Source organism: Colwellia psychrerythraea, assembly GCF_000764225.1.
Taxonomy (GTDB): domain Bacteria; phylum Pseudomonadota; class Gammaproteobacteria; order Enterobacterales; family Alteromonadaceae; genus Colwellia; species Colwellia psychrerythraea_D.
This window is the reverse complement of the sequence record NZ_JQED01000042.1, coordinates 72935-96793: the sequence shown is the minus strand read 5'-3', so window position 1 is coordinate 96793 and position 23859 is coordinate 72935. Positions and strand designations below refer to the sequence as shown.

The 23859-nt window shown below is 39.2% G+C and carries 21 protein-coding genes; 12 read left to right on the top strand and 9 right to left on the bottom strand.

Annotation, left to right across the window (positions count from 1 at the left end; genetic code table 11):
* Nucleotides 1-66 precede the first annotated feature (66 nt).
* The 4 genes from ND2E_RS06305 to ND2E_RS06320 are packed head-to-tail and all read right to left on the bottom strand — an operon-like array spanning nt 67 to nt 3020.
* Entirely contained in the window at nt 67-1227 is a 1161-nt protein-coding gene (locus tag ND2E_RS06305) for an acyl-CoA dehydrogenase family protein (protein ID WP_033094784.1), read from the bottom strand.
* A gap of 10 nt (nt 1228-1237) precedes the next feature.
* Nucleotides 1238-2068: an SDR family NAD(P)-dependent oxidoreductase gene (locus ND2E_RS06310; RefSeq protein WP_223303647.1), complete on the bottom strand. Its 831-nt coding sequence runs from the start codon at nt 2066-2068 to the stop codon at nt 1238-1240.
* 52 nt (nt 2069-2120) lie between these two features.
* Nucleotides 2121-2534: a MaoC family dehydratase gene (locus ND2E_RS06315; RefSeq protein WP_033094782.1), complete on the bottom strand. Its 414-nt coding sequence runs from the start codon at nt 2532-2534 to the stop codon at nt 2121-2123.
* Between the two features lie 45 nt (nt 2535-2579).
* The gene (locus tag ND2E_RS06320) at nt 2580-3020 is read right to left on the bottom strand and encodes a MaoC family dehydratase N-terminal domain-containing protein (RefSeq protein ID WP_033094781.1); all 441 of its coding nucleotides are present in this window, start codon (nt 3018-3020) and stop codon (nt 2580-2582) included.
* Between the two features lie 242 nt (nt 3021-3262).
* On the opposite strand from ND2E_RS06320, the gene ND2E_RS06325 reads away from it, so the two are divergent.
* The 3 genes from ND2E_RS06325 (at nt 3263) to ND2E_RS06335 (ending at nt 7658) form a co-directional block, all read left to right on the top strand.
* The gene (locus tag ND2E_RS06325; protein WP_033094780.1) at nt 3263-4282 is read left to right on the top strand and encodes an AraC family transcriptional regulator; all 1020 of its coding nucleotides are present in this window, start codon (nt 3263-3265) and stop codon (nt 4280-4282) included.
* Nucleotides 4283-4518: 236 nt separating this feature from the next.
* Nucleotides 4519-6081, top strand: a complete 1563-nt coding sequence (locus ND2E_RS06330; RefSeq protein WP_033094779.1) for a long-chain-fatty-acid--CoA ligase — start codon at nt 4519-4521, stop codon at nt 6079-6081.
* On the top strand, nt 6081-7658 hold the full coding sequence (locus ND2E_RS06335) for an arylsulfatase (protein ID WP_081962073.1): 1578 nt from the start codon (nt 6081-6083) through the stop codon (nt 7656-7658). Before ND2E_RS06330 ends, ND2E_RS06335 begins: the two co-directional genes overlap by 1 nt.
* A 163-nt stretch (nt 7659-7821) precedes the next feature.
* Here ND2E_RS06335 and ND2E_RS06340 read toward each other — a convergent pair whose 3' ends face one another.
* Nucleotides 7822-8694, bottom strand: a complete 873-nt coding sequence (locus ND2E_RS06340) for an AraC family transcriptional regulator (protein WP_033094778.1) — start codon at nt 8692-8694, stop codon at nt 7822-7824.
* Between the two features lie 241 nt (nt 8695-8935).
* Between ND2E_RS06340 and ND2E_RS06345 the strand changes: the two genes are divergently transcribed.
* The 9 genes from ND2E_RS06345 to ND2E_RS06385 all read left to right on the top strand — a co-directional run bounded on the left by ND2E_RS06345 (nt 8936) and on the right by ND2E_RS06385 (nt 18794).
* The gene (locus tag ND2E_RS06345; protein ID WP_033094777.1) at nt 8936-10102 is read left to right on the top strand and encodes an acyl-CoA dehydrogenase family protein; all 1167 of its coding nucleotides are present in this window, start codon (nt 8936-8938) and stop codon (nt 10100-10102) included.
* Between the two features lie 83 nt (nt 10103-10185).
* Nucleotides 10186-10962, top strand: a complete 777-nt coding sequence (locus ND2E_RS06350; RefSeq protein WP_033094776.1) for an enoyl-CoA hydratase — start codon at nt 10186-10188, stop codon at nt 10960-10962.
* Nucleotides 10962-12068, top strand: coding sequence for an enoyl-CoA hydratase/isomerase family protein (locus tag ND2E_RS06355; protein WP_033094775.1), 1107 nt, complete (start codon nt 10962-10964; stop codon nt 12066-12068). Before ND2E_RS06350 ends, ND2E_RS06355 begins: the two co-directional genes overlap by 1 nt.
* Nucleotides 12069-12584: 516 nt before the next feature.
* Nucleotides 12585-13664, top strand: a complete 1080-nt coding sequence (locus ND2E_RS06360) for a phosphotransferase enzyme family protein (RefSeq protein ID WP_052056753.1) — start codon at nt 12585-12587, stop codon at nt 13662-13664.
* A 158-nt stretch (nt 13665-13822) separates the two neighbouring features.
* Nucleotides 13823-14665, top strand: a complete 843-nt coding sequence (locus tag ND2E_RS06365; protein ID WP_033094774.1) for a hypothetical protein — start codon at nt 13823-13825, stop codon at nt 14663-14665.
* A gap of 326 nt (nt 14666-14991) precedes the next feature.
* Nucleotides 14992-15711 carry a spondin domain-containing protein gene (locus ND2E_RS06370; RefSeq protein WP_190277850.1) on the top strand — a complete coding sequence of 240 codons (720 nt, stop codon included), beginning with the start codon at nt 14992-14994 and terminating at the stop codon, nt 15709-15711.
* A gap of 9 nt (nt 15712-15720) precedes the next feature.
* Nucleotides 15721-16452, top strand: coding sequence for a spondin domain-containing protein (locus ND2E_RS06375; RefSeq protein WP_081962072.1), 732 nt, complete (start codon nt 15721-15723; stop codon nt 16450-16452).
* Between the two features lie 44 nt (nt 16453-16496).
* Nucleotides 16497-17279: a response regulator transcription factor gene (locus tag ND2E_RS06380; protein ID WP_033094857.1), complete on the top strand. Its 783-nt coding sequence runs from the start codon at nt 16497-16499 to the stop codon at nt 17277-17279.
* A 21-nt stretch (nt 17280-17300) separates the two neighbouring features.
* A complete protein-coding gene (locus ND2E_RS06385) occupies nt 17301-18794 on the top strand; it encodes a sensor histidine kinase (protein WP_033094856.1) in 1494 nt (497 codons plus the stop codon).
* Nucleotides 18795-18824: 30 nt separating this feature from the next.
* Here ND2E_RS06385 and ND2E_RS06390 read toward each other — a convergent pair whose 3' ends face one another.
* The 4 genes from ND2E_RS06390 to ND2E_RS0121690 all read right to left on the bottom strand — a co-directional run bounded on the left by ND2E_RS06390 (nt 18825) and on the right by ND2E_RS0121690 (nt 23788).
* The gene (locus tag ND2E_RS06390; RefSeq protein ID WP_033094773.1) at nt 18825-19868 is read right to left on the bottom strand and encodes a 6-phosphofructokinase; all 1044 of its coding nucleotides are present in this window, start codon (nt 19866-19868) and stop codon (nt 18825-18827) included.
* 283 nt (nt 19869-20151) lie between these two features.
* Complete coding sequence (gene feoB / locus ND2E_RS06395) at nt 20152-22338, bottom strand: ferrous iron transport protein B (protein ID WP_033094772.1); 2187 nt, start codon at nt 22336-22338, stop codon at nt 20152-20154.
* Between the two features lie 50 nt (nt 22339-22388).
* On the bottom strand, nt 22389-22610 hold the full coding sequence (locus tag ND2E_RS06400; protein WP_033094771.1) for a FeoA family protein: 222 nt from the start codon (nt 22608-22610) through the stop codon (nt 22389-22391).
* A 281-nt stretch (nt 22611-22891) separates the two neighbouring features.
* Entirely contained in the window at nt 22892-23788 is an 897-nt protein-coding gene (locus ND2E_RS0121690; RefSeq protein WP_052056751.1) for a hypothetical protein, read from the bottom strand.
* Nucleotides 23789-23859: the final 71 nt, after the last annotated feature.

Here is a 23859-nt window from a genome sequence, read left to right as displayed (position 1 = left end):
TTATATTTGTTAGCCTAGTTATTGTAATAATTCGTCATTTTTTCTTATTATTTATATTATTTTTTATTAGTCTTTAATCAGATCTCTACCGATGATTTCTTTCATTATTTCTGAAGTACCACCGTAAATTCGTTGCACACGGGCATCAACAAACTCTCTCGCGATTCGATATTCTGTCATGAAGCCGTAACCGCCAAAAAACTGTAAACATTCATCTGCGACTTTACCTTGTAACTCAGTCACATGTAGCTTGGCCATTGAAGCAGTAACCGCATCGAGCTTATTTTCAGCCAGTAGCGTCACACATTGATCAACAAAGGCTTTTTGTACACGAACGCCTGTCGCAAGCTCTGCCAATTTAAACTGGGTATTTTGAAAGTCTGCCACTCGCTTACCAAAGGCATTGCGCTCTTTCACATACTCTAGTGTGATGTCTAACATACCTTCTGCTGCCGCTTGTCCGCCAACCGCTAATAATAAGCGCTCACGTGGCAACTCTTTCATCATGGCAATAAAACCAGTATTAAGTGGGCCTAATAAAGCATCATCTGGCACGAACATGTCATCAAAAAACAGTTCTGAGGTATCTTGACAATGAATACCCAGCTTCTTAAGTTTTTGACCTTTAACGAAACCTTTGGTATCCGCATCGACAATAAACAATGAAACACCCTTTGCCCCAGCATTGGGATCAGTCTTACATGCCAATACCACAATATCGCAGTGTTGACCGTTGGAGATGAAAGTTTTACTGCCATTTATGACATAACCACCATCAACTTTTTTCGCCGTGGTTTTTAGTGCTTTTAAATCACTACCAGCACCAGGTTCGGTCATGCCAATAGCACCGACACAGGCACCAGTTGCCATTTTAGGTAAGTACTTTTGTTTTTGTGCTTCTGTGCCCATATTTAAAATATAATGACCAACAATACCGGCATGAACAGCAATACCACCACCGGCAATAGCGCCAACACCTCGACGATAAAAAATATCATTTATCAATGCTGCGAATTTAAAATCGACACCAAAGCCGCCGTACTCTTCTGGAATATCAACACATAACAACCCAGCTTCACCTAACTTGTCCCATACCTCCCTTGGCATCCAAGCGTCGTCTTCCCATTTTTCATAGTTGGGAGCAATTTCTTTATCAATAAACTTATTTACCGATTCAGAAAAAATCCGTAAATCTTCGTTAATCCAAGTACAATAAAAGGGGTTCATAGCTGTTCTCCTACATTCTTAAACCACCACCAATAACCACAGTTTGGCCACTGATGTAATTTGATTCTGGTGTACAAAATAAATAAATTCCGTTAGCTGCTTCTTCAGCTGTACCACTGCGACCAAGGGGTATCATTCGCGCAAAACCAGCACTCACTTTTTCAGGAATCCCCACGCCAACTTCGTTGCCATCAACCACAATAGTTTTCTTTACATCGGTTGCTTGGGTTAGACGAGTTTCCACAACACCAAAAGCGACACAGTTAACATTAATCTTCAGGCGACCTAATTCCTTAGAAAGGGTTTTAGTCATACCATTTAAGGCCGACTTCATTGATGAGTAATTGACCTGTCCGATATTGCCGTATTCACCGGCGATCGATGAAATATTGATGATTTTTCGAAACACTTCTACGCCAGCTTCAGCTTCACTTTTTGCCGCTGATGTTACCGCCTTTGTAAAGGCTCGATTGAGCTGAAAAGGGGCTTTAAGGTGAATATCATACATAGCATCAAATTGTTTATCTTCAGCCTTGTGCAGCAATGAATCCCAGGTATAACCCGCGTTATTCACTAAAATATCGGGTGTACCAAATGCCTCTACTGCGGCGGCAATATAATTGTCAGCAAAGCCTTCAGCCGTAACACTACCAACAAAAGCAATAGCTTCCCCGCCAGCAGCTTTGATTTCAGAAACCGTTTCTTGCGCTGGTGCCTCATCTAAATCATTGATAACAATTTTGGCACCTTCACTGGCAAGTTTTAATGCCAGTGCTTTTCCAATACCACGGCCAGAGCCAGTAATTAATGCCACTTTATTTTGTAAATTTTTACTCATCATTGTCTCTTTATTTCAATCGTTAATTAAATTTCTTCGGTTAATGTGATAAAACTCAGTTAAGCGCGATTTCCGCGCTGCCCGAAATTTTAATTTCGCCGTTCTGATCTTTCGCATCAATCATTAGCAGCACTAATTTAGTACCATCACGCTCAAATTTTTCTTTAACAATGCCACTACAGCTAATTTCAGCAAACAGTTGCGTGATAGCGGTGAAGCGTACATTTATTTTTTTAATCGCGGCTTGCTCGACCCAGCCTGTTAACAATCTTGTCAAATAAGCTACCGATAACATGCCATGAGCAAAAACATCATCCATGCCCGCTTTTTGTGCGAAGTCAATATCGATATGCATTGGGTTGTGATCTCCCGAAGCGCCAGCAAATAACGCGAGTGTTGTGCGTGAAATCGCTTTGGTTTGTAATACAGGTAACTCATCACCCACGTGAACGTCATCAAATCCAATCATTTTAAAAACTCTCTCTTATTCAGTTTTGTGCGATTTATTATCGTATTAGTTACGAACAACGAGTGTCGTTGTCATATCAGCAACATGTTGCCCCCGTTGATTTGAGACTTTCGTTTTTTCTACTAAAAACTCTAACGCGCCCGCTTTTTTGTCATAAATATCGGCAACATGGCTTTCAAACGTTAACGAGTCCCCTGCCATCACCGATTGATGATAAACAAAGGCTTGATTTGCATGCAGTATTCTTGCTAGTGACGCTCCTACTTTCTCATAGTTTTCAAATGGATTTGGCACATCCATTTTTAAACTAAAAAAGAAGCTTGGTGGCATTGGTAAAGACTCATAACCGGCATCTTTAGCTGCAGCCTCATCAGTATAAATAGGGTTACTTTCACCTATCGCTTTGGCAAAAAAACGTAAACGACCTTTCTCTACTGCGGCGGTTACCGGTGGAAAGACCTTACCTATATCATTTGTGTTTAACATGCTGTTCTCTCTTAATATTTAACGGGCTATGCATCTAAAATACTGTGTCTCTAAACGTTAAAGAGTAAATATGTGTATTTTGTGATTACCTTAGTTATCTCCTATTAAAACTAGCAAGTTAGCGCATTGTTCTTATATGACAATAAACGTCAAAAATGAAATCAATTGACGTATAAAAACAAAACGAACATGATGTCAGGCTATTTATAATTATTTTTATCGAGCAAATGAGGGAGAAAAAATTGAATCAAAATGATATCTCTGCTGCAACAGGTGAGTTATTTGCCACCAATATATTTGTGAGGGATTTTTGCTTTCTTGGCGAGTCTATAGGCCTTGCAAGAGAAGAATTCGCTAAAAGAATTGGGCTATCATTAAAGTCAATTGAAGATCCCCAAGTGGTTATTTCAAAGCATTACATTGTCAAGGGATATACAATTATTCTTGAGTACGCAGATGATGAATTTCTAGGGGCAGGAACAGCAAAATTGCCACGGGGTTCAGTCGACCTAATGGTTAAATCAGCATGCACTGAGCAAACGTTAGCTCAAGCAATAAAAGCAATTGAGCAGGTCATTAGAATATCTCAAAGTCCAGTGAATTCGACGACGATCATTGAAGGCTCACTTGTACGATGGCGATTTGTCCCCAAAGTAACAGATCGCCGGTTCTCACTACTCATTAGTGCATTATGTACCTGCATGGGACATAAGGTATTGTCGACATTGATTAAAAAAGAAATACCGTTGAAATACAGCCATTTTATCGAAGATAAGCCCAAAAACATCAGTGATTATCAATTTCTTTTTGCTTGTCCAGTGAAGTTTAATCAACAACATTGTGAATTAGCTTTTGATATAAAATGGCTCAAACAACCGATAAAATGTAATTATCAAGAAGTTAAATCCTACCTAGATATTCCCCTCTCATTGATCACATACTCTTTTCAAACTTTAGGCTTTATTCGGCAAATTAAAGACATACTTTCTGCCTGTCCCTATGCCCGATTCCCTAACCAACTCGAACTGGCCGAACAGTTAGGTGTCTCGGTAAGAACGATGCAACGTAAGCTTGATGCAGAAAATTCAAATTACATGCAGATCAAAGATGATATTCGCCAAAGAAAAGCCATTTTTTATTTGGAACATACCGACAAACGCCTTGATGAAGTTGCCGAGCGCTGTGGTTTCAGTGAAATGGCTTCTTTTACCCGCGCTTTCATTCGCTGGACCGGTTACAGCCCTTCTAAGTATAAAAAATAGTCTTTTACCGAACAGGTAAATAGTCTGCTCTTGTCTTTATACGCCAATTCATTTCGATTTTGGCGCTTATTATCATGTTTCTTTTATCACCAAACCGATAGTTTGAATAACAAGATTGAAGCAATATATACCGCAATACATGACGGTAACTATAATAATATCAGTTGCACTAAGCGCCTATTTTATTTTATTCATTAAATAAAATTGCGTTTTTTCAGTTGAAAAAAGAGGTTTTTATGTACTTTTATCAGGCACTACAACGCAATGCGACAATATTTAGTAATAATATTGGCACATCTTTCGGTGATAGAGAGCGGACATGGAAGGAAGTGGAACAGCGAGTTGCCAAACTTGCCGGAGCATTAGTTAAACATGGGGTAGGACAAGAAAATCATGTGGCTATTCTCGCCATGAATTCAGATCAATATTTTGAATATTATAATGCTATTCCATGGATTGGCGGCGTCGTCGTCCCCCTTAATATTCGCTGGTCTATCAAAGAAAACATCTATTCATTAGAAAATTCACAAAGTAGCGTACTTTTTGTTGATGATGCCTTTCTCGACATGGGTAAAGAGTTGGCAAAGCAGTGTGAGAAAATTCAAGTCGTCATTTATATGGGCGACGGTGAAACCCCAGCAGGCATGCTTAACTATGAACAATTAATTGAACATGCAGAAGCCATTGCTCCCGTTGAAAATAACTATAATAACCTTGCCGGTATTTTTTATACTGGTGGCACCACAGGCTTTCCTAAAGGTGTAATGCTATCTCATACGAATTTATGGTCAAGCTCTATCGTGGTTACGGCAGAGATGGGCTTAAACGTAGCAGGAGAGCGTTACCTACACGCTGCTCCTATGTTTCATCTTGCCGATGTTGGCGTAAGTTATGCCATGGTGATTGGTGGTTTATCTCAGGTATTTATCCCCTATTTTGAAGCAACGTCAGTCATTGAAACTATCGAGCACAAACAAATCAACCATGTTTTATTGGTTCCCACTATGGTGACCATGATGCTGGCAACTCCTACACTAGATAACGCTAATTTCAGTAGCCTCAAGCATATTATTTACGGCGCCTCTCCCATGCCAGAGGGCACCTTAATTACGGCGATGGAGAAGATGTCTTCAGTTAAATTTATTCAAGCCTATGGGCAATCTGAATTATCTCCTGTGATATCGATTCTACCTGCTGAATACCACGTTTTAGAAGGTCCAAACGCAGGAAAGCTACGTTCAGCAGGTCGCCCTGCCTATTGTGTTCGTGTTGAAATTAGAGATGAAAACGGCACAGTACTACCGGCAGGTAAAGTAGGAGAAATTGTGGCATCAGGGCCAAACACCATGCTGGGCTATTGGAATAATAGCGACCAAACAACAGCAACACTCATTGATGGCTGGGTAATGACAGGGGATGCGGGTTACATGGACGAGGATGGCTTTATCTTTTTAGTCGATAGACTGAAAGATATGATTGTTACCGGCGGAGAAAATGTTTTTTCTGCTGAAGTAGAAAATGCATTATCTCATCACCCTGCGATTCAAGAGTCAGTTGTTCTAGGTATTCCAAGCAAACAATGGGGCGAGTCAGTGCATGCCATTCTTCGACTTAATGAAGGTCAAAAAGTAACAGACGAAGAAATATTTAGTCACTGCCGTGAATATATTGCGGGTTATAAGATTCCGCAAAGCATTGAAATCAGAACGGAAGCTTTCCCGATCACAGGTGCAGGTAAAATCATGAAAAATGAATTACGTGAACCGTATTGGGCTAATGAAATCAGAGCAATCAACTAATGGATAAATTTTTACCAATGAAAAGTTACTTAACAAAAAATGTCACCAAAATCATAACAATCTGTTTATTAATCACTCCAGGAATGGCTTCTGCAACCACTGATACAGAGCGGCCAAACATATTGGCCATATGGGGAGATGATATCGGCCAAAGTAATATCAGCGCCTATACTCACGGCATGATGGGCTATAAAACCACGAATATTGACCGTATTGCAAAAGAAGGTGTGTTATTTACAGATTATTACGGTGAAAATTCCTGTACTGCTGGCCGCTCTGCTTTTATCACGGGTCAATACCCAGTGCGAACAGGTTTAACCAAGGTTGGCCTGCCCGGCGCAGATAAAGGTTTGCGTGCAGAAGATGTCACCATTGCCGAACTATTAAAAGATAGAGGTTATGTAACGGGTCAATTCGGTAAAAATCATTTAGGCGATAAAGATGAGTTTTTGCCAACTAATCACGGTTTTGATGAATTTCTAGGAAACCTCTATCACTTAAATGCAGAAGAAGAACCTGAGCATCCAGACTACCCAAAAGATAAAGCCTATAAAAAGCGTTTTGGCCCAAGAGGCGTTATTCACTCCTATGCAGATGGCAAAATAGAAGATTCGGGTCCTTTAACTAAAAAACGTATGGAAACCATAGATGATGAGTTTTTAGCGGCCACAACTAAATTTATCAATAAAGCCCATAAAAATAACAAACCTTTTTTCGTCTGGTTTAACTCAACCCGCATGCATATTTGGACACATTTAAAAGACGAGTCACAAGGTTTATCAAAACGTGGCGGCATCTATGGTGATGGTATGATGGAGCATGACTATCAAGTTGGCGTATTATTAGATCAACTAGACAGCTTAGATATTGCTGACAATACGATTGTGCTCTACACAACCGATAACGGCGCTGAAGTTTTTTCTTGGCCCGATGGTGGCACTATTCCATTTAAAGGTGAAAAGAATACCACGTGGGAAGGCGGCTTCCGTGTACCTGCAATGGTGAGGTGGCCAGGTAAAATTGCCGCCGGCGATGCTAAAATAGAAATGGTTTCACATATGGATTGGGCGCCCACTCTTTTGGCTGCTGCCGGTGTCACTGATATTAAAGAAAAGCTAAAAAAAGGCACAACGGTTAATGGTAAAAAGTACAAAGTCCATTTAGATGGTTATAACTTGTTGCCTTACCTTACTGGCGAAACGACTAAGGCGCCAAGACCAAGTTACCTGTATTTTACCGATGGTGGCGATTTATCTGCCGTGCGTTTCGGCGATATGAAACTTCAATACAGTATTCAAGAGTGTGATGGTTTAAATGTATGGATATGCCCATTAACTCAGTTAAGAGCGCCATTATTAACTAATTTACGTCAAGATCCTTATGAGCGAGCTCGCGATGAGTCGGGTAGTTATGAGAAATGGTATGTTGACCATATTTTTGAGTTTTCTCGCGGTATTGCTATCACCGCAAACGAGATGAAAACCTTTGTTGAATTTCCTCCACGTCAAAAACCGGCCAGCTGGAGCGTTGATGCGATGGTAAGTAAAATAATGACTATGTCGAAACCACAATACTAATAACGGTATATCCCCAAACTAGCTGAAGATGCATCTTCAGCTAGTTTGGGGATATGTTTTAAGTGTTAAAAATAACTTTTCAAGTAAACTATTTCTTTTCTTATTTACTTTTTTCGCCAGCCTTACTTCAACATTCGCCAACAACCTATGAAGTAAAGTCCATCTAGAGTTTAGCCTTACGATACATAGCAGGTGCTATGCCTATATTTTTTTTGAACAAACGCGAAAAGTAATAAGTATCATGGTAACCCAGCTCTGATGCAACATGCTTAATAGAGCGTGGCGTGCTATCTAATAGATAACAAGCGCGTTGCATTTTCATACTAATAAAATAGCTAATAGGCGACTCACCCGTGACTTGTTTAAACTTCTTTGAAAAATGATATTTAGATAACTTGGCTGCTTGAGCTAATGAATCAAGATCAAGCTTACTATGAATATGCTCTTGCATCATGGCGCGTATACTCTCTGTATCGAAGGTATTTATCGCATTAGGTTGTCGTTGTTGTACTAATAAAGCGATATAACTTAACAAGGCTTGAACTTGATGACCGCCTTGAATAAATTCCGACAAACTATGACTACTGTGCCTAAGATGTGAGATACCGTCAAAGACTCTAATTACTCGCGGTTGTACGCCAATAGTAAACTTACGATCCACAATATTTAAATGCCTGCAAAAGTCATTTGCTAGCGTGCCATCAAAATGAAGCCAATATAATGTCCATGGGGATTCTTTACTCGCTTGATAACTGTGCTTGGAGCCTGCTGGTAAATAAAAGATATCACCACTGCTAATTGCTATTGTTTTACCCGCTATGGTAAGAAAGCCACTTCCTGCCGTACAGTAAATAAGGATATGATCAGGATGTCCTTTTCGCTCCATAGCATGGCCAGTTGCAGTGGGATAATATCCCATTGCAGTCACGTAAAGCCCCTTTGCTAAGGGGTCTTTTTGCAATCGTTTTACCAATACATGTGGCGTAATAAAACGAATACCGTCTGTGGTAAGTGGCCACCGTGAAGGTTTACTCATATCTCAGTTCTCACTTTACACTTCGCCATTAAAAAAGAACTTTCCTGACCTTATCATGGAAAACAATATAATCCATCAAAAGAATAATATAGTTAATTCACGCCCCTATTTCAATGTGTTTATATAGAGTCAGTAGTTTTATTAAAGCAATAAAGTTCATGCTTTTGCTTTAATAAAATATAAAAACAATACCATCAAGACATACCAGTAACTTTGGTAATGACTCGACATAAGGGCATTTATGAATTTTTTACTGAACGAAGATCAATTAGCCTTTCAAGATGCTGCACGAAGTTTTGCAGTCGGCGAAATGAAGCCATTTGCCAGTGAATGGGATGAAAAGAAAATTTTCCCCAAGGAGATGTTTAAAAAAGCCGGCGAATTAGGATTCATGGGAATGTACTGCCCAGAAGAAGTGGGCGGTATGAATTTACCACGCTTAGATACCTCCATTATTCTTGAAGAGTTAGCCGTAGGTTGTACCTCAACGGCAGCCTTTATTTCTATCCATAATATGGCCAGTTGGATGATATCCACTTGGGGCACTGAGTCGACCAAACAGCAATGGTGTGATGATCTTATCATGGGTCAAAAACTGGCATCATATTGCTTAACTGAGCCAGGCGCGGGCAGTGACGCTGGCTCTTTACGTACCACAGCTAAAAAGGACGGTGATTATTACCTACTTAACGGCAGCAAAATGTTTATTAGTGGTGCCGGCGAAACGGATGTATTGGTTGTGATGGCGCGTACCGGCTCACAAGATGATGGTGCTAAAGGCATTTCAGCCTTTGCCGTTCCAGCTGATCTCGCGGGCGTTAGTTATGGCAAAAATGAAGACAAAATGGGCTGGAATTCTCAGCCAACACGTGCCATTAGTTTTGAGAACGCTAAATTGCCTGCCGATTGTTTATTAGGCGCAGAAGGAGAAGGTTTTAAAATTGCCATGAAAGGCTTAGACGGGGGTCGCATTAACATCGCGAGCTGCTCTATTGGCGCCGCGCAGGCCTGTATTGATTTGTCGCAAGCTTATATGCAAGAACGCAAGCAATTTGGTAAACCATTAGCGGCTTTTCAAGCCTTGCAATTTAAGTTGGCCGATATGGTGACAGAATTAGTAGCTGCGCGACAAATGATCCGATTAGCGGCAAGTAAAATAGATATAAACGATCCCGATAAAACAACTTATTGTGCTATGGCTAAACGTTTTGCAACCGATATTGGTTTTACTGTCTGTAATGAGGCATTGCAACTACATGGTGGTTACGGCTATATCAAAGAATACCCTATTGAGCGATATATGCGCGATGCCCGTGTTCATCAAATTCTTGAAGGCACTAATGAAATTATGCGGGTAATTACCGCACGACGTGTCTTAGAAGAAGGTGCCACAGACATTATTCGTTAGTACCGCATTACAATGATTTAAACCCTATTTTTTAAACAATATTTTTAAGCATTGTTTGTAAACAATGTTTTTTGGAGTTATTAATGAGTGATTTATTAAAAGTAGAAAAACGTGGCCATGTCGCGATTGTGACTTTTAACAACCCACCGGCAAATACTTGGACACCTGAGAGCTTAAATTATCTAAAACAATTAATCACTGTGCTTAATGAAGACAAAGATAACTACTCACTTATTTTAACCAGTGACAGTGAAAAGTTCTTTAGTGCAGGCGCAGATCTCAATAGATTCAATCATGATGATAAAGGTTTATCTTTTGATTTTTCAGCCGCTTTTGGCGGTGCGTTTGAAGCACTGTCGAATTATCAAGGGGTTTCCATAGCAGCGATCACCGGCTTTGCAATGGGCGGCGGCTTAGAAGTTGCTTTATCTTGTGATGTGAGAATATGTGAAGAACAGGCACAAATGGCATTACCTGAAGCTGCTGTTGGTTTATTGCCTTGTGGTTTAGGCTCACAGCAATTGTCATGGTTAATTGGTGAAGGTTGGGCTAAACGCATGATCTTATTAGGTGAGCGTATCAAAGCGCCACAAGCTGAAAAAATAGGCTTAGTCTCTGAAGTAGTCCCTACGGGCACAGCTTTATCACACGCTTTAGCGTTAGCTGAAAAAGTTGAAAGTCAATCGCCTACCTCCGTTGCTTATTGCAAATCATTAATCATGGAAGCGCGCAATGGTGACATCAATGCTGCTTACGCGAAAGAACGTGAACTTTTTGTAAAGTTATGGGATAGCGAAGATCAAAAAGAAGGTGTTAGCGCATTTATTGAAAAGCGTAAACCTCAATGGAAGAATAACTAATGACAAGTCCTGTAATAGTAGAAGAGTTAGCGGTTAAAAATGGCCAGAACATTGGCGTATTGACACTAAACAGTGAAAAAACGTTGAACGCATTAACACTGGAAATGATTGATTTATTATCAACACAGTTAACGCAATGGCAAACAGATGAAAAGATTGCTGCCGTATTAATTCAAGGCGCAGGTGAAAAAGCATTCTGTGCTGGTGGCGATGTACAAGCCTTGTATAAGTCGTCTATTGATCAGCCTGGCGGCCCATGTGAGTATGCAGAAACATTTTTTGAGCGCGAATATCGCCTAGATTATTTACTGCATAATTACCCTAAACCAACCATTGCCTGGGGTCATGGCATTGTGATGGGTGGGGGCTTAGGTGTTTTTGCTGGCTGCGCTTATCGTATTGCCACAGAAAGAACACGTATTGCTATGCCAGAAGTCACCATTGCATTATTTCCTGATGTCGGCGGCAGTTATTTTTTAAATACCATGCCGGGTTATTGTGGTCGATTTTTAGCATTAACAAGCTCCTCTATTAATGCTGCTGACGGTCTTTATGCAGGGATTGCTAACTACGCAATCTCTCATACCAACAAGCAAGCCATTATCGATGAATTGCTCTCTTTAGAATGCGATGCTATTGAAATGAGTAATAGCTTGGATAACATTTTTAACCATCATCAAAGTCAGTGTATTGCAGATATTCCCGCAGGCAACTTAGCAACTCATCAAACATTAATTAACGATTTATGCCGCAGTGATGATGTTGAAACAATTGCCGCTAATTTCTCATCGCTTGAGACTGATGACAAATGGCTTCAACGAGCAAAAAATGGTTTAGCCAGTGGCTCGCCTTTAGCGGTTAAATGGATATTCCATCAGCTTGAGCTTTGTAAAGGCTTAGGTTTAAAAACTGTTTTTGAAAAGGAAGTATTACTTGCCACCACCATCATTCGTCACACTGAATTTGCTGAAGGCGTACGTGCTTTATTGATTGATAAAGACCAAAACCCTGACTGGCAATATAAGCAGTTAAACGAAGTAACCAACGATGTAATAGCGCCATTTTTTCAAGCACCTTGGCAACAAAACCCGTTGGCAGATCTATAATTTTTTGTTAACAATATTAACCTCAGTAATGAGGTTAATATTGTTACTAAATAGCCATTACCTTCAATCAAGACTTTGTCTATAGTCGTTGTTAATTCCAGTAGAATAGTGCAACTTCAAGTCGAAGCTATTGAAAAGTAGTAAACCTATAGTTCCTCTCATTTTTACCTAGATAGTTTCTTGCCTAGCGTCCATACTCCACTCAAATGATAACAATATTCTCTACTCAGAGAGCATAAAAATTATCCTATTCAAACTGTACTTCCCTGTTAATTTTACATAAAGACAAAATAAACTGAATAGTAAAGGTCGTTGACTTTCGCTTACCTCTAAAAGATAGCAAGCTAACCGATGAGAAAGTTACTGTACTATTTGACAAAAAAGAGTAAGATCTTGCGCTAATTTGTTACACGTTAATTTGTCACAGGTTAACGTATTAGCATAAGCTCGCTGTTAACTACTTTCGAGAATTACATTGCTAACAAGATAGTCACTAAAAGATAAGTATTAAAAGCAATGGATAACAAATCAGCATCGCTCCACTCAGATATAGATACCGTTCTAAATAACTATGATTACGACTTTACCGAAGCTGTAATAGTCGTTTTAGGTAATGGTCATATCAATAATACTTATAAGTTGACCACCCCCGATTGTGAATTTGTCTTACAGCAAATCAACCATACTGTTTTCCCCAAAACCACTGAATTAACGAGTAACGCCCAAAAAATAAATCTGCACCTGCAACGACAAAAAACTATCGGTCACTACCCCCTATCCGTTCCACAACAATTATTGAGCAAAACAGGAAAGACCTATTGTAAAGTCGGTGCTAATTATTGGCGTTTAATGGAATTTATTAGTAACTCTTACACATTAGAAGAAGTTGAGTCACCAAAACAAGCTGCACTTGTTGCCAATGCTTTTGCAAAGTTTAGCTGTACGCTAAGTGATTTTCCCGTTGAAGAGCTTGCGGTTATCATCGAAGACTTTCATGATATTACTTCTCGCCTACAACAACTTAACGAAGCCGTTGAAAGCGATCGACAAGATCGATTATCGAGCTGTCTTACATTAGTTAACTTTTGCTTAGCCCAACAACATTTTAGTAAGCATGTTACCGATATCAGCAAAAAATTACCCCTGCATGTTACGCATAATGATACCAAGATAAACAATTTATTATTTACTGAAGGTGACATCCCCTGTGCAGTCATTGATCTTGATACCTGCATGCCAGGTTTACTCATGCATGACTTTGGCGATATGGTGAGAGCATGTTGCAGTAACCTTTCAGAAGATGATACTAATATTAATGAGATGGTTATTAAACTTGATATTTTTGAAGCACTTATTCAGAGCTATCAAAGTGCTTTTGGCGATAAGATGACTGCACTTGAAAAAGACAGTTTAATTGTTGGTGCAAAATTATTACCTTTCAGTCTTGGTACACGTTTTTTAACCGACTACTTAAATGGAGATAACTATTTCCAAGTAAGCCGAGAAAAGCATAATTTAGATCGCGCTCACAATCAAATACGCTTATTTACTTTATTTTGTGAAGCAGAGCCTGAGTTAGTAAAACTGGCTAAATAAACATGGTAAAAAATAGCATAACACCTTAAGCCAAAGTCACGCTTTCTCGTTATAAAAAGTGATTTTCAACTTGTCACATGCTCAATAGATCAGTTACGTTGTATAACATCCATCCTACTGTTACCATAATATAGTTCATTAATTTAAAAGGATATTTTATGAAATATTGCTGTTTTTTTGTCTTCGTTTTTCTACTTTCTGCATGCGGAGAAGGCGGAGGTTCCTCTGATAGTGAGATTTCAAACGATTATTCGGAAGCTCTTTACCTAAATGGCCACTCATTAAATGACATCTTCAAATTAAAGAATGATAGTTTATGGATAATCGTTGGCCTTTCTACAAATGATGGTGTTATCAGTGAAGGCGAAAAAGATGTTATCATTTATAATAATCCAAATGATTTTGGTGAACCAGACCAAGGCGTAAGAGGGCAATATTACGTATTCATTAACAATAGCTCCGATAGTTTTTACATCGATCCTGTTTCACCCCCACGTACTTTGCAAGAAGGTAATGTTGCATTAGCAACACTAGCACTGGGCGCTGTTGTCGTATTGGATGATGACTCTGTATGGAAAGTTCAGGGAATTGATTCGTCAACATTTAGTGGTAGTAGTTTTTTTGATTATACGCTCTATGATATCAATGAAGACTTTCCAAACCTTACTTCCCAACCGACAGAGACCTTGAGTGATTGGTATTTATATAATGAAGAAGCGCCATTTGGCTATTATCTTGAGCCAGTCATTGACGCTAGGATTCAATGGGAAGGTACTCACACTTTTTATCTAGAGGGAGTCAGTGATTCAATATTACTAAGTGATGGTTCATTATGGTTGATTACCGGCACTTTGTCCTCAGCAGCAACGCCTTCTGGTGAGTATTCAATTAAACTAATTAAAAATGTCGCGTCGCTCGACGAGCCATCCACCGGAGTGAGGACTGAAACCATCTTATATTTACAGGGGCATGAGACCACCTTTTATGTAAAAAAAATATAGCCAAGATTAACGTTGAATGAAGAGATGCTGAGATACCTCTTCATTCGATACCTCACTGCAAATATAAGCCTCATCACCCTCCTGACAGATAACGCCTTAGGCTTTTAAAGCCTTGCAGTACTGCTGAAAAAACACATCAGACAATACATGCTTTTTTCTTAGCGTTAACCAAATAGTTAACTGTTTTTTGCTGTGATACTTTTGTGATTAATTCTTCAACAAAAAGTGATAATCGTGTGATCTTCAAGCGATAATTCAGTTCCATACTTTCTTTACTCTAACAAAACCATACCAAACAGATTGGTATAACCTCAAAGGAAAGTATCATGAAAGTAATCAAGAAATCGCCTATCAAATCAACGTTAAGTGTTTTAGCACTTGCACTTGCAAGCTCAAACACCATGGCACAAGACTTATCTATTACAGTGACAAATTTAACGCAAGGTTTGTACTTCACCCCTGTTATTACAGCAGCACATACAAGTGAAAACCATATTTTTATGTCGGGTGAAATGGCGAGTGATGAGCTTCAAGCAATGGCTGAGGGGGGTAGCATTTCAGGTTTATCTAGTATATTAACCAATGCCGATGCGAACATTAATGAAAATCCTGCCGCAGGTTTATTAGCACCAGCAATGTCAGCAAGCTTTGACTTAACAAATGACAGCACCAATACGCACCTGTCACTCGCTGCCATGATTTTGCCTTCCAATGATGGTTTTGTTGGTTTAGACAGTTGGAAAATACCTGAAGAAGCTGGTACATATACCGTCTTTTTAAATGCTTACGATGCTGGTACTGAAGCTAATGATGAACTTCGTGGCAGTGGTGCACCGGGTGAAGCAGGCATGCCTGTACCACCACCTCTAGATCCTCTATTGGGAATGAATGGTACAGGTGTTACTGATATGGAGTCTAATGACAAGGTACATATCCACCGCGGTAGTTTAGGTGATAGTGACATGTCGGCAGGTATAAGTGATATTAACAATAGTGTACAACGCTGGTTAAACCCTGTAGCTAAACTTACCATTACCGTGAAATAAGGGGGCAACATGTTAATCTTTAACGCTCAAAATAAGAGTACAAAAAAATTAGCTAAGCCATTATTTATTGCGGGTTTACTCACTTTAGGTTTAACGGCTTGTAATGATAATGATAACGAAACGCCTCCTCCCGTTGATCCACCTACCGAGTATAGCTATTCAGTAACGCTAACAAATCTAACCTACGCACAGCCCTTGTCACCTGTTGCAGTTTCGCTTCACGGCGATGCTAAAATGTGGCAAGTTGGTGAAGCGGCGTCTGTTGCTTTAGAAAAACTTGCCGAAGGTGGCGATAGTGCTGATTTTATTGCGCTAGAAAATAATTTAGCTACAGCCACTGCTGAAGGCCCGACTTTACCGGGTGCCAGCGTTACTGTTAACATCAGTACAATGGATCCTCAAGCCACTTATTTGACTGTTGCTACTATGTTAGTGAATACAAATGATGCTTTCTCGGGTCTTACTGGTGTAGACATATCAACTTTGACCTTAAACCAAGAGAAATCATGGCGCTTAAATGTTTATGATTCTGGTACCGAAAAGAATAATGAAGCTGCCGGTACTATTCCAGGCCCAGCAGATGGTGGGGTTGGTTATGACTCAACTCGAGATGATATCGACCTAGTTGGTTATCACTCTGGTGTGGTTAGTAAAGATGATGGTCTACCTAGCTCAGTATTAACTCAGGCGCATCGTTTTGATAACCCTGCCGTTAAATTAACTATTACTCGAACTAAGTAGTGTTCTTGGCCAATGAGTGGCTCAGTTCACTCATTGGCCAAACTATGAAAGATAATATTCTAATAATTGAAGACGAAATTGATATTGCCAAACTTATTAAAGTGCATTTATCTGAATTAGATTTAAACTGTGATATTTGTACTCAAGGCGACCAGGCGTTACAACAAGCGTTAACAAAAGACTATCAGCTAATTTTACTTGATGTGATGTTACCAGGTATTAGTGGCTTAGATATTTGCCGGCAGGTTAGACAGGAAAAACCGCTGCAATCCATCATTATGCTAACCTCTAAAACGTCAGAAATAGATCGTATATTGGGGCTTGAGTTGGGAGCTGATGACTATATGACGAAACCTTTCAGTGTTCGAGAATTACAAGCGCGTGTTAGGAGTCAATTACGAAGAGTTCATGCTGTTAGCGCTAAAAATGCCTCTGAGATTAACAGCTCTAAACATGAAAAAATACCAGTACCAGCAGTCGAGCCTGCACACACAGAACAAACAAATACATCGATAGGACAGTTACAGATTGATCATCGATTTCATCAAGTGACTTATAAAAATAAAACGATCAATTTAACAGTGACAGAATTTGAACTAATTGATTTTTTCTGTCAGCACCCTGATCAGGTGTTTTCACGCGCTCAGTTACTCGATGGTGTTTGGGGTTATCATCACAATGGCTATGAACACACAGTAAACTCACATATTAATCGTCTGAGAAGTAAGCTTGAGGAGGATTGTGCTGAGCCCAAAATAATTCAGACCGTCTGGGGAGTTGGTTATAAACTTAATTCAGCCGGCGTAATGCCTTCGAAAGCATTATAAATGAGTAAGGACTTTCCTTCGATGAAAATATCACTTTATCAACGTTTGGCATTAACACTCTGTGCTACTTTCATGATTATGGCTTCATTACTCGTTGCTTGGAGTAATACCTTAGTCCAGCAATCAAAATATCAAGCTGAACAAAAATTGCACGTCAATCTTGCTGAACATCTAGCCCATGATAACCCACTGTTACAAGACGGTGTTTATGATAAAGCAGCCCTAGAAAATCTTTTTCATACACTCATGCTACTAGGTCCCTCTTTTGAATTTTACTTTTTAGATGCTCAAGGAAATATTTTAACTTATTCCGCTGATGCTGAAAAAATTAAGCGCAAATCTGTTTCTTTAATACCGTTGAAAAAATTAATTGATGAACCACAACAAGTACCTATTTTTGGAGATGATCCTCGAGATATAAACAATAAAAAAATATTTTCGGCCTCTCCTGTTTACCAAGGTGATCTGCTGCAAGGTTATTTATATATTATTATTGGTGGTGAAATTTATGACTCAATTTTTAGCCAAGTACAAGCCGATAAAGATTTGCAGAAATATGGTGCATTTATTGTTGCTGGATTATTTCTATTTTTACTGATTTTATTAGCAGTTTTTCGATACTTCACTCGCCCTGTAAGAGAGTTAGCACAACAGATGCAAGCACTTAAAGCGGTGAAATTCGATCAAAGCCAAGTTCAATTGAAACAATGGGGCTCAGAGTCAAGCCGGCATATTGAAAGTAATGAAGTTCACTTTCTCGGAGCTACCTTTAATGACATGGTGGTGCAAATCAACCAGCAGCTTTCGTTATTGACTGAAAACGACCGGATTCGCCGAGAGTTATTAGCACATTTATCTCATGATCTACGGACACCGCTAGCGACAATGCAAGGTTATATTGAATTATTAGCAATTAAAGGTGATGACTTATCCCACGTTGAAAAACAAGACTATTTAACAACAGTTCAGCGTAATGTTAGCCAGCTTAAGCGCCTTATCGACCAAATATTTGAACTAGCCCATTTAGAAAATGGTCAAGTGACTGTTAACTTAGAAACCTTCCCAATTGGTGAGTTATTACATGATATTTTGGCTAAATTTACCCTAAAAGCAGCTGATAAGAATATCGCCTTGAGCCTACAGCCTCAACCTTGCCAATTCATTGTTTATTCTGATATCGCAAAATTAGAGCGGATAATGACAAACTTATTAGAAAATGCCATTAGACATACCGATAATGGTGGCAACATTGTTATGACAGTCACCCAATTATCAACACAAGTTAAAATAAGCGTAACTGATAATGGTAGTGGTATCAGTAAAGAGGATATTGCCTATATATTTGATGCAAGATATAGAGCGAGTAATGCTATAGAAGACAATTCACAGCATGCAGGGTTGGGTTTAGCAATTAGCCAAAAATTATCACAAGTCATCAACTCTGAACTCATGGTTAAAAGTGAATTGGGCAACGGCAGCAGCTTTTCCTTATCAATTCCCATGTTACCTCAGTAATGAAAAAATCACAGAAATAGCCACACCTTGTTAACATTGAGTTTGTGCTGTGAGCGCCAAAATATTTTGTTGTGCGTCAATAAGTTGCTTACTTACTAGCTTTTTGTGTTTAATTGCCTTAGCTAGTGGAATACAGTGCATTGCATTATTTTGTTCTGCCACCATCACAGTAGATTTACCTTCAATAAGTGCTTGCACTGCAGCTACCCCCATTTTAGTGGCTAATATTCTATCTTTAGCAATGGGCGATCCTCCTCGCTGTATATGTCCCAGTATGCAAGGGGTGCACTCAATATCAGCTTGTAGGTGCAATTGTTTCGCTAACTCTGCTGCACCACCTGGCCACAGGTTTTCTGCGATAACAATAATATAACTTGAATGACGATTTTTCTTCGCCGCGGAAATTTCTGCCGCTAAATGCTGTAACTTTAATGATTGCTCATTTGCGTTAAAATTTTCAAAAGATAACACCTGCTCCGCCGCACAAGCAATGCCAACATTAAACGTTATATGACCACAATGTCGCCCCATCAATTCAACAATAAATATCCGTTCAAAAGCATCTGCTGTATCACGAATTTTATCAATTGCTTCTATTCCTGTGTTTACTGCAGTAGCAAAGCCAATGGTGTAATCAGTGCCATCTAAGTCATTATCAATCGTTCCTGGTATACCAATCATCTGACCTGACCAATACTGTTTAAGCGCCAATAGGCCAGAAAACGAGCCATCACCACCGATGACAACAAGGGCATCGATAGTATTGGCATCTAGTGTCTCTGCCGCCAATTTCAAGCCTTTTTCTTCTAACATTAACGGACAGCGAGCACTCTTTAAAATCGTGCCACCAAAGTGAATAATGCCATTCACTTTGATTAGAGAAAGTGATTCAGCCATTCCGATATATTCTTCACATACCAAGCCGTTATAACCATGATAAAAACCAATTACTTCAATATGGTAATGATGAGCTGCTAATACAACTGAACGTATCGCAGCATTCATACCTGGAGCATCGCCACCACTGGTTAATAGGGCAATACGCTTAATTGGCTTAGCTGATTTATTGTGCATTTTATTAACTCTACATTGCGATGAAATTGGATATACCTATGTAAGCTTTATTTAGTAAAGTACAAGATTTCAGCAGTAATTAAAACCCGCTAGAGAAAGTTAGAAGTCCTAACCATTGTATTAATTAACGCAATAGATTTCACTTTAAAATAAGTAATTAAGTTAGCTAGGTAGAAATGAAAACGCCATTGCTAGGCACCGTTCATGGCAATTAGCAATGGCGAGGGATTTGATTTTTCAGTTAGCTTATTGGGCCTGAGCAAGCCCAACTGAAGCAACAGAGTTACGAGCTATAACTCACTCTTACCGGAATAGTTAATACTTGTTTACCTTTATGTTTAAGCCAAAAGTAAATCAAGACAAAGGTCAATAATGCTAAGGCAATGGTAATACTAGCACTTAACGGTGAGGCCAAAAAATTACCTATTTGATAACATAGCGTTGATACCAAATAAGCAAAAACAAAACTCCATATTCCAGCAAAACCGGCCCAGCGACTACCCACTTCATTTTTAATCGCGCCCATAGCAGCAACACAAGGGGTATAAAGTAAAATAAATAACAAGTAACTAAACGCGCCTAGCTGACTAACAAAAGCTATTTGCATACGTTGATATGTCGTTAACTCAACTTCTTGTTCTTGTGCTGCTAGATTTAAATCGCTGACTTCGCCAACACTGATCCCCAAAGGATCATCAGGGGCAATACCAAACAAATTCTCTTTGATACTACCAGTAGCTTCCTGCCAACTCTGCACCAACGACGGCTCATCTTCCCCTTCTGAGGCATGGGGTGAATATAAATTATTAAATGTGGCAACTAAGACTTCTTTAGCAAATATACCAGTGATAATTCCTACACCCGCTTGCCAATTATCTTCTTGAACTCCCATTGGTGCCAATAATGGCATAACAACTTTTGCCCCTTGGCTTAATACTGAGTTTTCACTATCTTGGCTACCAAATTTACCATCAATACCAATAGAGTTAAAAAAGTTAAGTAAACAGACCACAATCACAATGGTTTTGCCTGCTCCGGTAACAAAACTACTCGTACGTTGCCAAACACGCTGACTGAGGGCCGTAATTTTTGGCATCTCGTACGGTGGTAATTCCATTATATTTAATGAAGTTGTACCTGATAACACCGTCTTCTTTAATAAAAATCCAGTAAATATAGCGGCGGCAATACCCACTAAATACAATAAAAATACTAAGTTTTGACCATTGTCCGGGAAGAATGCTGCAGCAAATAGTGCGTAAACAGGTAACCTTGCGCCACATGACATAAAGGGAGACATCATAACAGTGGTAATACGTTCTCGTTCACTATCAAGAATTCTTGCAGACATTACCGCAGGAACAGTACAACCAAAACCAACAATTAAAGGAACAAAAGCTTTACCCGGCAAACCAATTTTTTGCATCAAGCTATCCACAACAAAAGCAGCGCGGGCCAAATAGCCAGAGCTTTCAAGTAGTGATAAACCGATAAATAAACAGGCAATTATAGGAATAAATGTTGCCACCGTTTGCATGCCACTACCTAAGCCTTCCACAATAGTGAGTATCCATTGTGGTAGATCTAATGGGGCAAGAATATGTAATGGATAAGCAACGAATAAAGTACCACTGAGAATATCGAAAAAGTCGATAAAGGCGCTGCCGACATTGATGGCGAACATAAAGAGTAAATACATCATGCCAAGGAATACTGGAATGCCGGTAATAGGATGTAATACGAAGCTATCTATTTTTTCTGAAAAGGGTTTATTGCTAGATGTCGGGTTTGAAAAAGCGGCATTGCTAGCTTCAACACTACTTACACGGGCAAGCATATCCGAAATGTAATCATAACGAGCTTGCATTACCTTTACACTGGACTCTGCTTTATTTTGTGACTCTGTTTGCGAACTTTCAATAATTTTTTGATGAACGTCAGAGAGCACAGCGCTCATTTGACCAAGTGCTTGTTGCACTTTGATAAGTGCATCATCACGCTGTGCACTGATGGCAACAACAGGACAGCCTAATTCAGTTGCCAATTGCGCGGTATCAATATCTAAGTTTTTTTGTCGATCAATTTTATTAAGTACCACTATCATAGGTACCCCAAGCTCTAATAACTGGCTAGTTAAATACAATTGACGACTGAGCTGATTAACATCAACAACATTGACTAAAAAATCAATATCATTGTCTTGCAAAAAAGATTGAGAAATAGTGAGGTCTTTGCCCTGCTCTGCATGCCGTTCCAATGAACTTAGGCCGGGAAGATCTGATAAATAAGCAGCTTGCTTATTTAAGGTTATTTTCGTTTTTTTAGCTGCAACAGTAACACCAGACCAATTACCTACGTTTTGCTTACTCTGCTTTTTATTGCTCTCGCTGTCTGATAATAACAGGTTAAATAGCGTACTTTTGCCTGAGTTGGCAAACCCAACCAGTGCGAAATGTTTTGATTGTGTCACGGAAAAATTCTTTTTGGTTGCTTGGTATGAATAATTAAGTCATTCATGGATTAAAAATTAACGCCAATTTGCTCTGCAACAACACGTTGAATGCTAATTTTAGTATTGTGTAAGCGAAAAGCCATAGGACCATTAAAAGGCGCCTTATGGGCTAATGATACATGTGATCTCAGCGTGAAACCCTGTTCAATTAATTGAGCAGCAATAGTTTCATCTTTCGGCAGCGCACTAATTTTGGCTGGTTTATTTAAGGGAAGTTCAGCTAGCGTCATGATATAAATCCAAAAAATCAAATTCATCTTACTCGAAGGAGTAACCTAAGAGCTAATGATAATTACTATTATTTAGATAATAGCATTTAGTCTCGCAATACAACAGTAAAAGCTGCTTTTCTCGCTTGATTTTGATCAAGTTAGCATTGATAAAAATCTGAGCAACAATAATAGCCGTTGCCCTTTCGCTATACTGACAATGAGTCTAACTCCATGCTTTGATGACTTTACCCTACCCAGTCGACTCAAAATAATGACAAATCCAGCGGCAACCTGAGTTATTAGTGCTTAATTAAACTGCTCAAGCTAACCTCTTTGACTAAATGCTTTTTAGCACCATAAGCAATGCGGTGTGTTCCATGACAACGGGCACATGCTAATACGGCTAATGTTCCAAGGTCGCGCCCTTGTTGTTTAGCTGTGCCTGACTCTAAAGAATTTTTTAAACTTATCAGTGTTTTTTTCATCACTTCGTTAGGATATGGCTTTCGATCTTTTTTATGGCAATCAACACAGGTTTCACCCAGAGTGATCATTTCATCATTAAGACTAGCTAAGGACGATAATGCTAATGATTTATTACCATCTTGTGCTGAAATTTTTATTTGGTTTACTTGTCTTGTCAGTGTATCCATATGTTCAATAAAACTAAGCTCAGGAGTAATTTCAATCTTCGAGAAGTCTGGCGTTCTATAGGTCAACGCCGTCAGGGCTTGATAATCATCATGGCAAGAGTCACAGCTTTGCTGCAATGCTTTATGTTGAATTAAAACCGAAGAGAAATCTTGTCGGGCGCTAGCAAGCTGCAAGTCTTCCATTGTATTTATCGCTAATTTATTTTGCCAAGCCGGCACCATCTCAGCAATTTTAAGGTAATGTTCACTAAGTTGTGCAGACCATGCTTGTAAATGCTCTGCATCTTGCTGGTGCGCATAAAACTCTACCGCCTGCATCTCTCGGCGGAGTTTAAACATATTATGTAGCCAAACTTGGCGCTTATTTTCAGGTTTATACCACTTTGCCAATTCAACCGGTGGGGTTTTAATCAACTTAGCTTTATCATGATGTTTATAAACGAGTCCTGCGATCAGCAGAAATATAATAGCTTGTAAAATAAGAAAATAACGCCAACGCATAACTAATGTACTCTGTTCAATTGATTGCTTTAGTGTAAACAAAATAAGTCTTTTGGTTATTGATCTAGTATAAAAAAAGAGCCGAGATACTCTTTTTTACACCAGTATTTGAA

Bases quoted from the DNA above. Each gene is read 5' to 3' on its own strand.
- ND2E_RS06305 (WP_033094784.1), bottom strand. From the start codon at position 1,227: ATGAACCCCTTTTATTGTACTTGGATTAACGAAGATTTACGGATTTTT.
- ND2E_RS06310 (WP_223303647.1), bottom strand. From the start codon at position 2,068: ATGATGAGTAAAAATTTACAAAATAAAGTGGCATTAATTACTGGCTCT.
- ND2E_RS06315 (WP_033094782.1), bottom strand. From the start codon at position 2,534: ATGATTGGATTTGATGACGTTCACGTGGGTGATGAGTTACCTGTATTA.
- ND2E_RS06320 (WP_033094781.1), bottom strand. From the start codon at position 3,020: ATGTTAAACACAAATGATATAGGTAAGGTCTTTCCACCGGTAACCGCC.
- ND2E_RS06330 (WP_033094779.1), top strand. From the start codon at position 4,519: ATGTACTTTTATCAGGCACTACAACGCAATGCGACAATATTTAGTAAT.
- ND2E_RS06335 (WP_081962073.1), top strand. From the start codon at position 6,081: ATGGATAAATTTTTACCAATGAAAAGTTACTTAACAAAAAATGTCACC.
- ND2E_RS06340 (WP_033094778.1), bottom strand. From the start codon at position 8,694: ATGAGTAAACCTTCACGGTGGCCACTTACCACAGACGGTATTCGTTTT.
- ND2E_RS06345 (WP_033094777.1), top strand. From the start codon at position 8,936: ATGAATTTTTTACTGAACGAAGATCAATTAGCCTTTCAAGATGCTGCA.
- ND2E_RS06350 (WP_033094776.1), top strand. From the start codon at position 10,186: ATGAGTGATTTATTAAAAGTAGAAAAACGTGGCCATGTCGCGATTGTG.
- ND2E_RS06355 (WP_033094775.1), top strand. From the start codon at position 10,962: ATGACAAGTCCTGTAATAGTAGAAGAGTTAGCGGTTAAAAATGGCCAG.
- ND2E_RS06360 (WP_052056753.1), top strand. From the start codon at position 12,585: ATGGATAACAAATCAGCATCGCTCCACTCAGATATAGATACCGTTCTA.
- ND2E_RS06365 (WP_033094774.1), top strand. From the start codon at position 13,823: ATGAAATATTGCTGTTTTTTTGTCTTCGTTTTTCTACTTTCTGCATGC.
- ND2E_RS06370 (WP_190277850.1), top strand. From the start codon at position 14,992: ATGAAAGTAATCAAGAAATCGCCTATCAAATCAACGTTAAGTGTTTTA.
- ND2E_RS06375 (WP_081962072.1), top strand. From the start codon at position 15,721: ATGTTAATCTTTAACGCTCAAAATAAGAGTACAAAAAAATTAGCTAAG.
- ND2E_RS06380 (WP_033094857.1), top strand. From the start codon at position 16,497: ATGAAAGATAATATTCTAATAATTGAAGACGAAATTGATATTGCCAAA.
- ND2E_RS06385 (WP_033094856.1), top strand. From the start codon at position 17,301: ATGAAAATATCACTTTATCAACGTTTGGCATTAACACTCTGTGCTACT.
- ND2E_RS06390 (WP_033094773.1), bottom strand. From the start codon at position 19,868: ATGCACAATAAATCAGCTAAGCCAATTAAGCGTATTGCCCTATTAACC.
- ND2E_RS06400 (WP_033094771.1), bottom strand. From the start codon at position 22,610: ATGACGCTAGCTGAACTTCCCTTAAATAAACCAGCCAAAATTAGTGCG.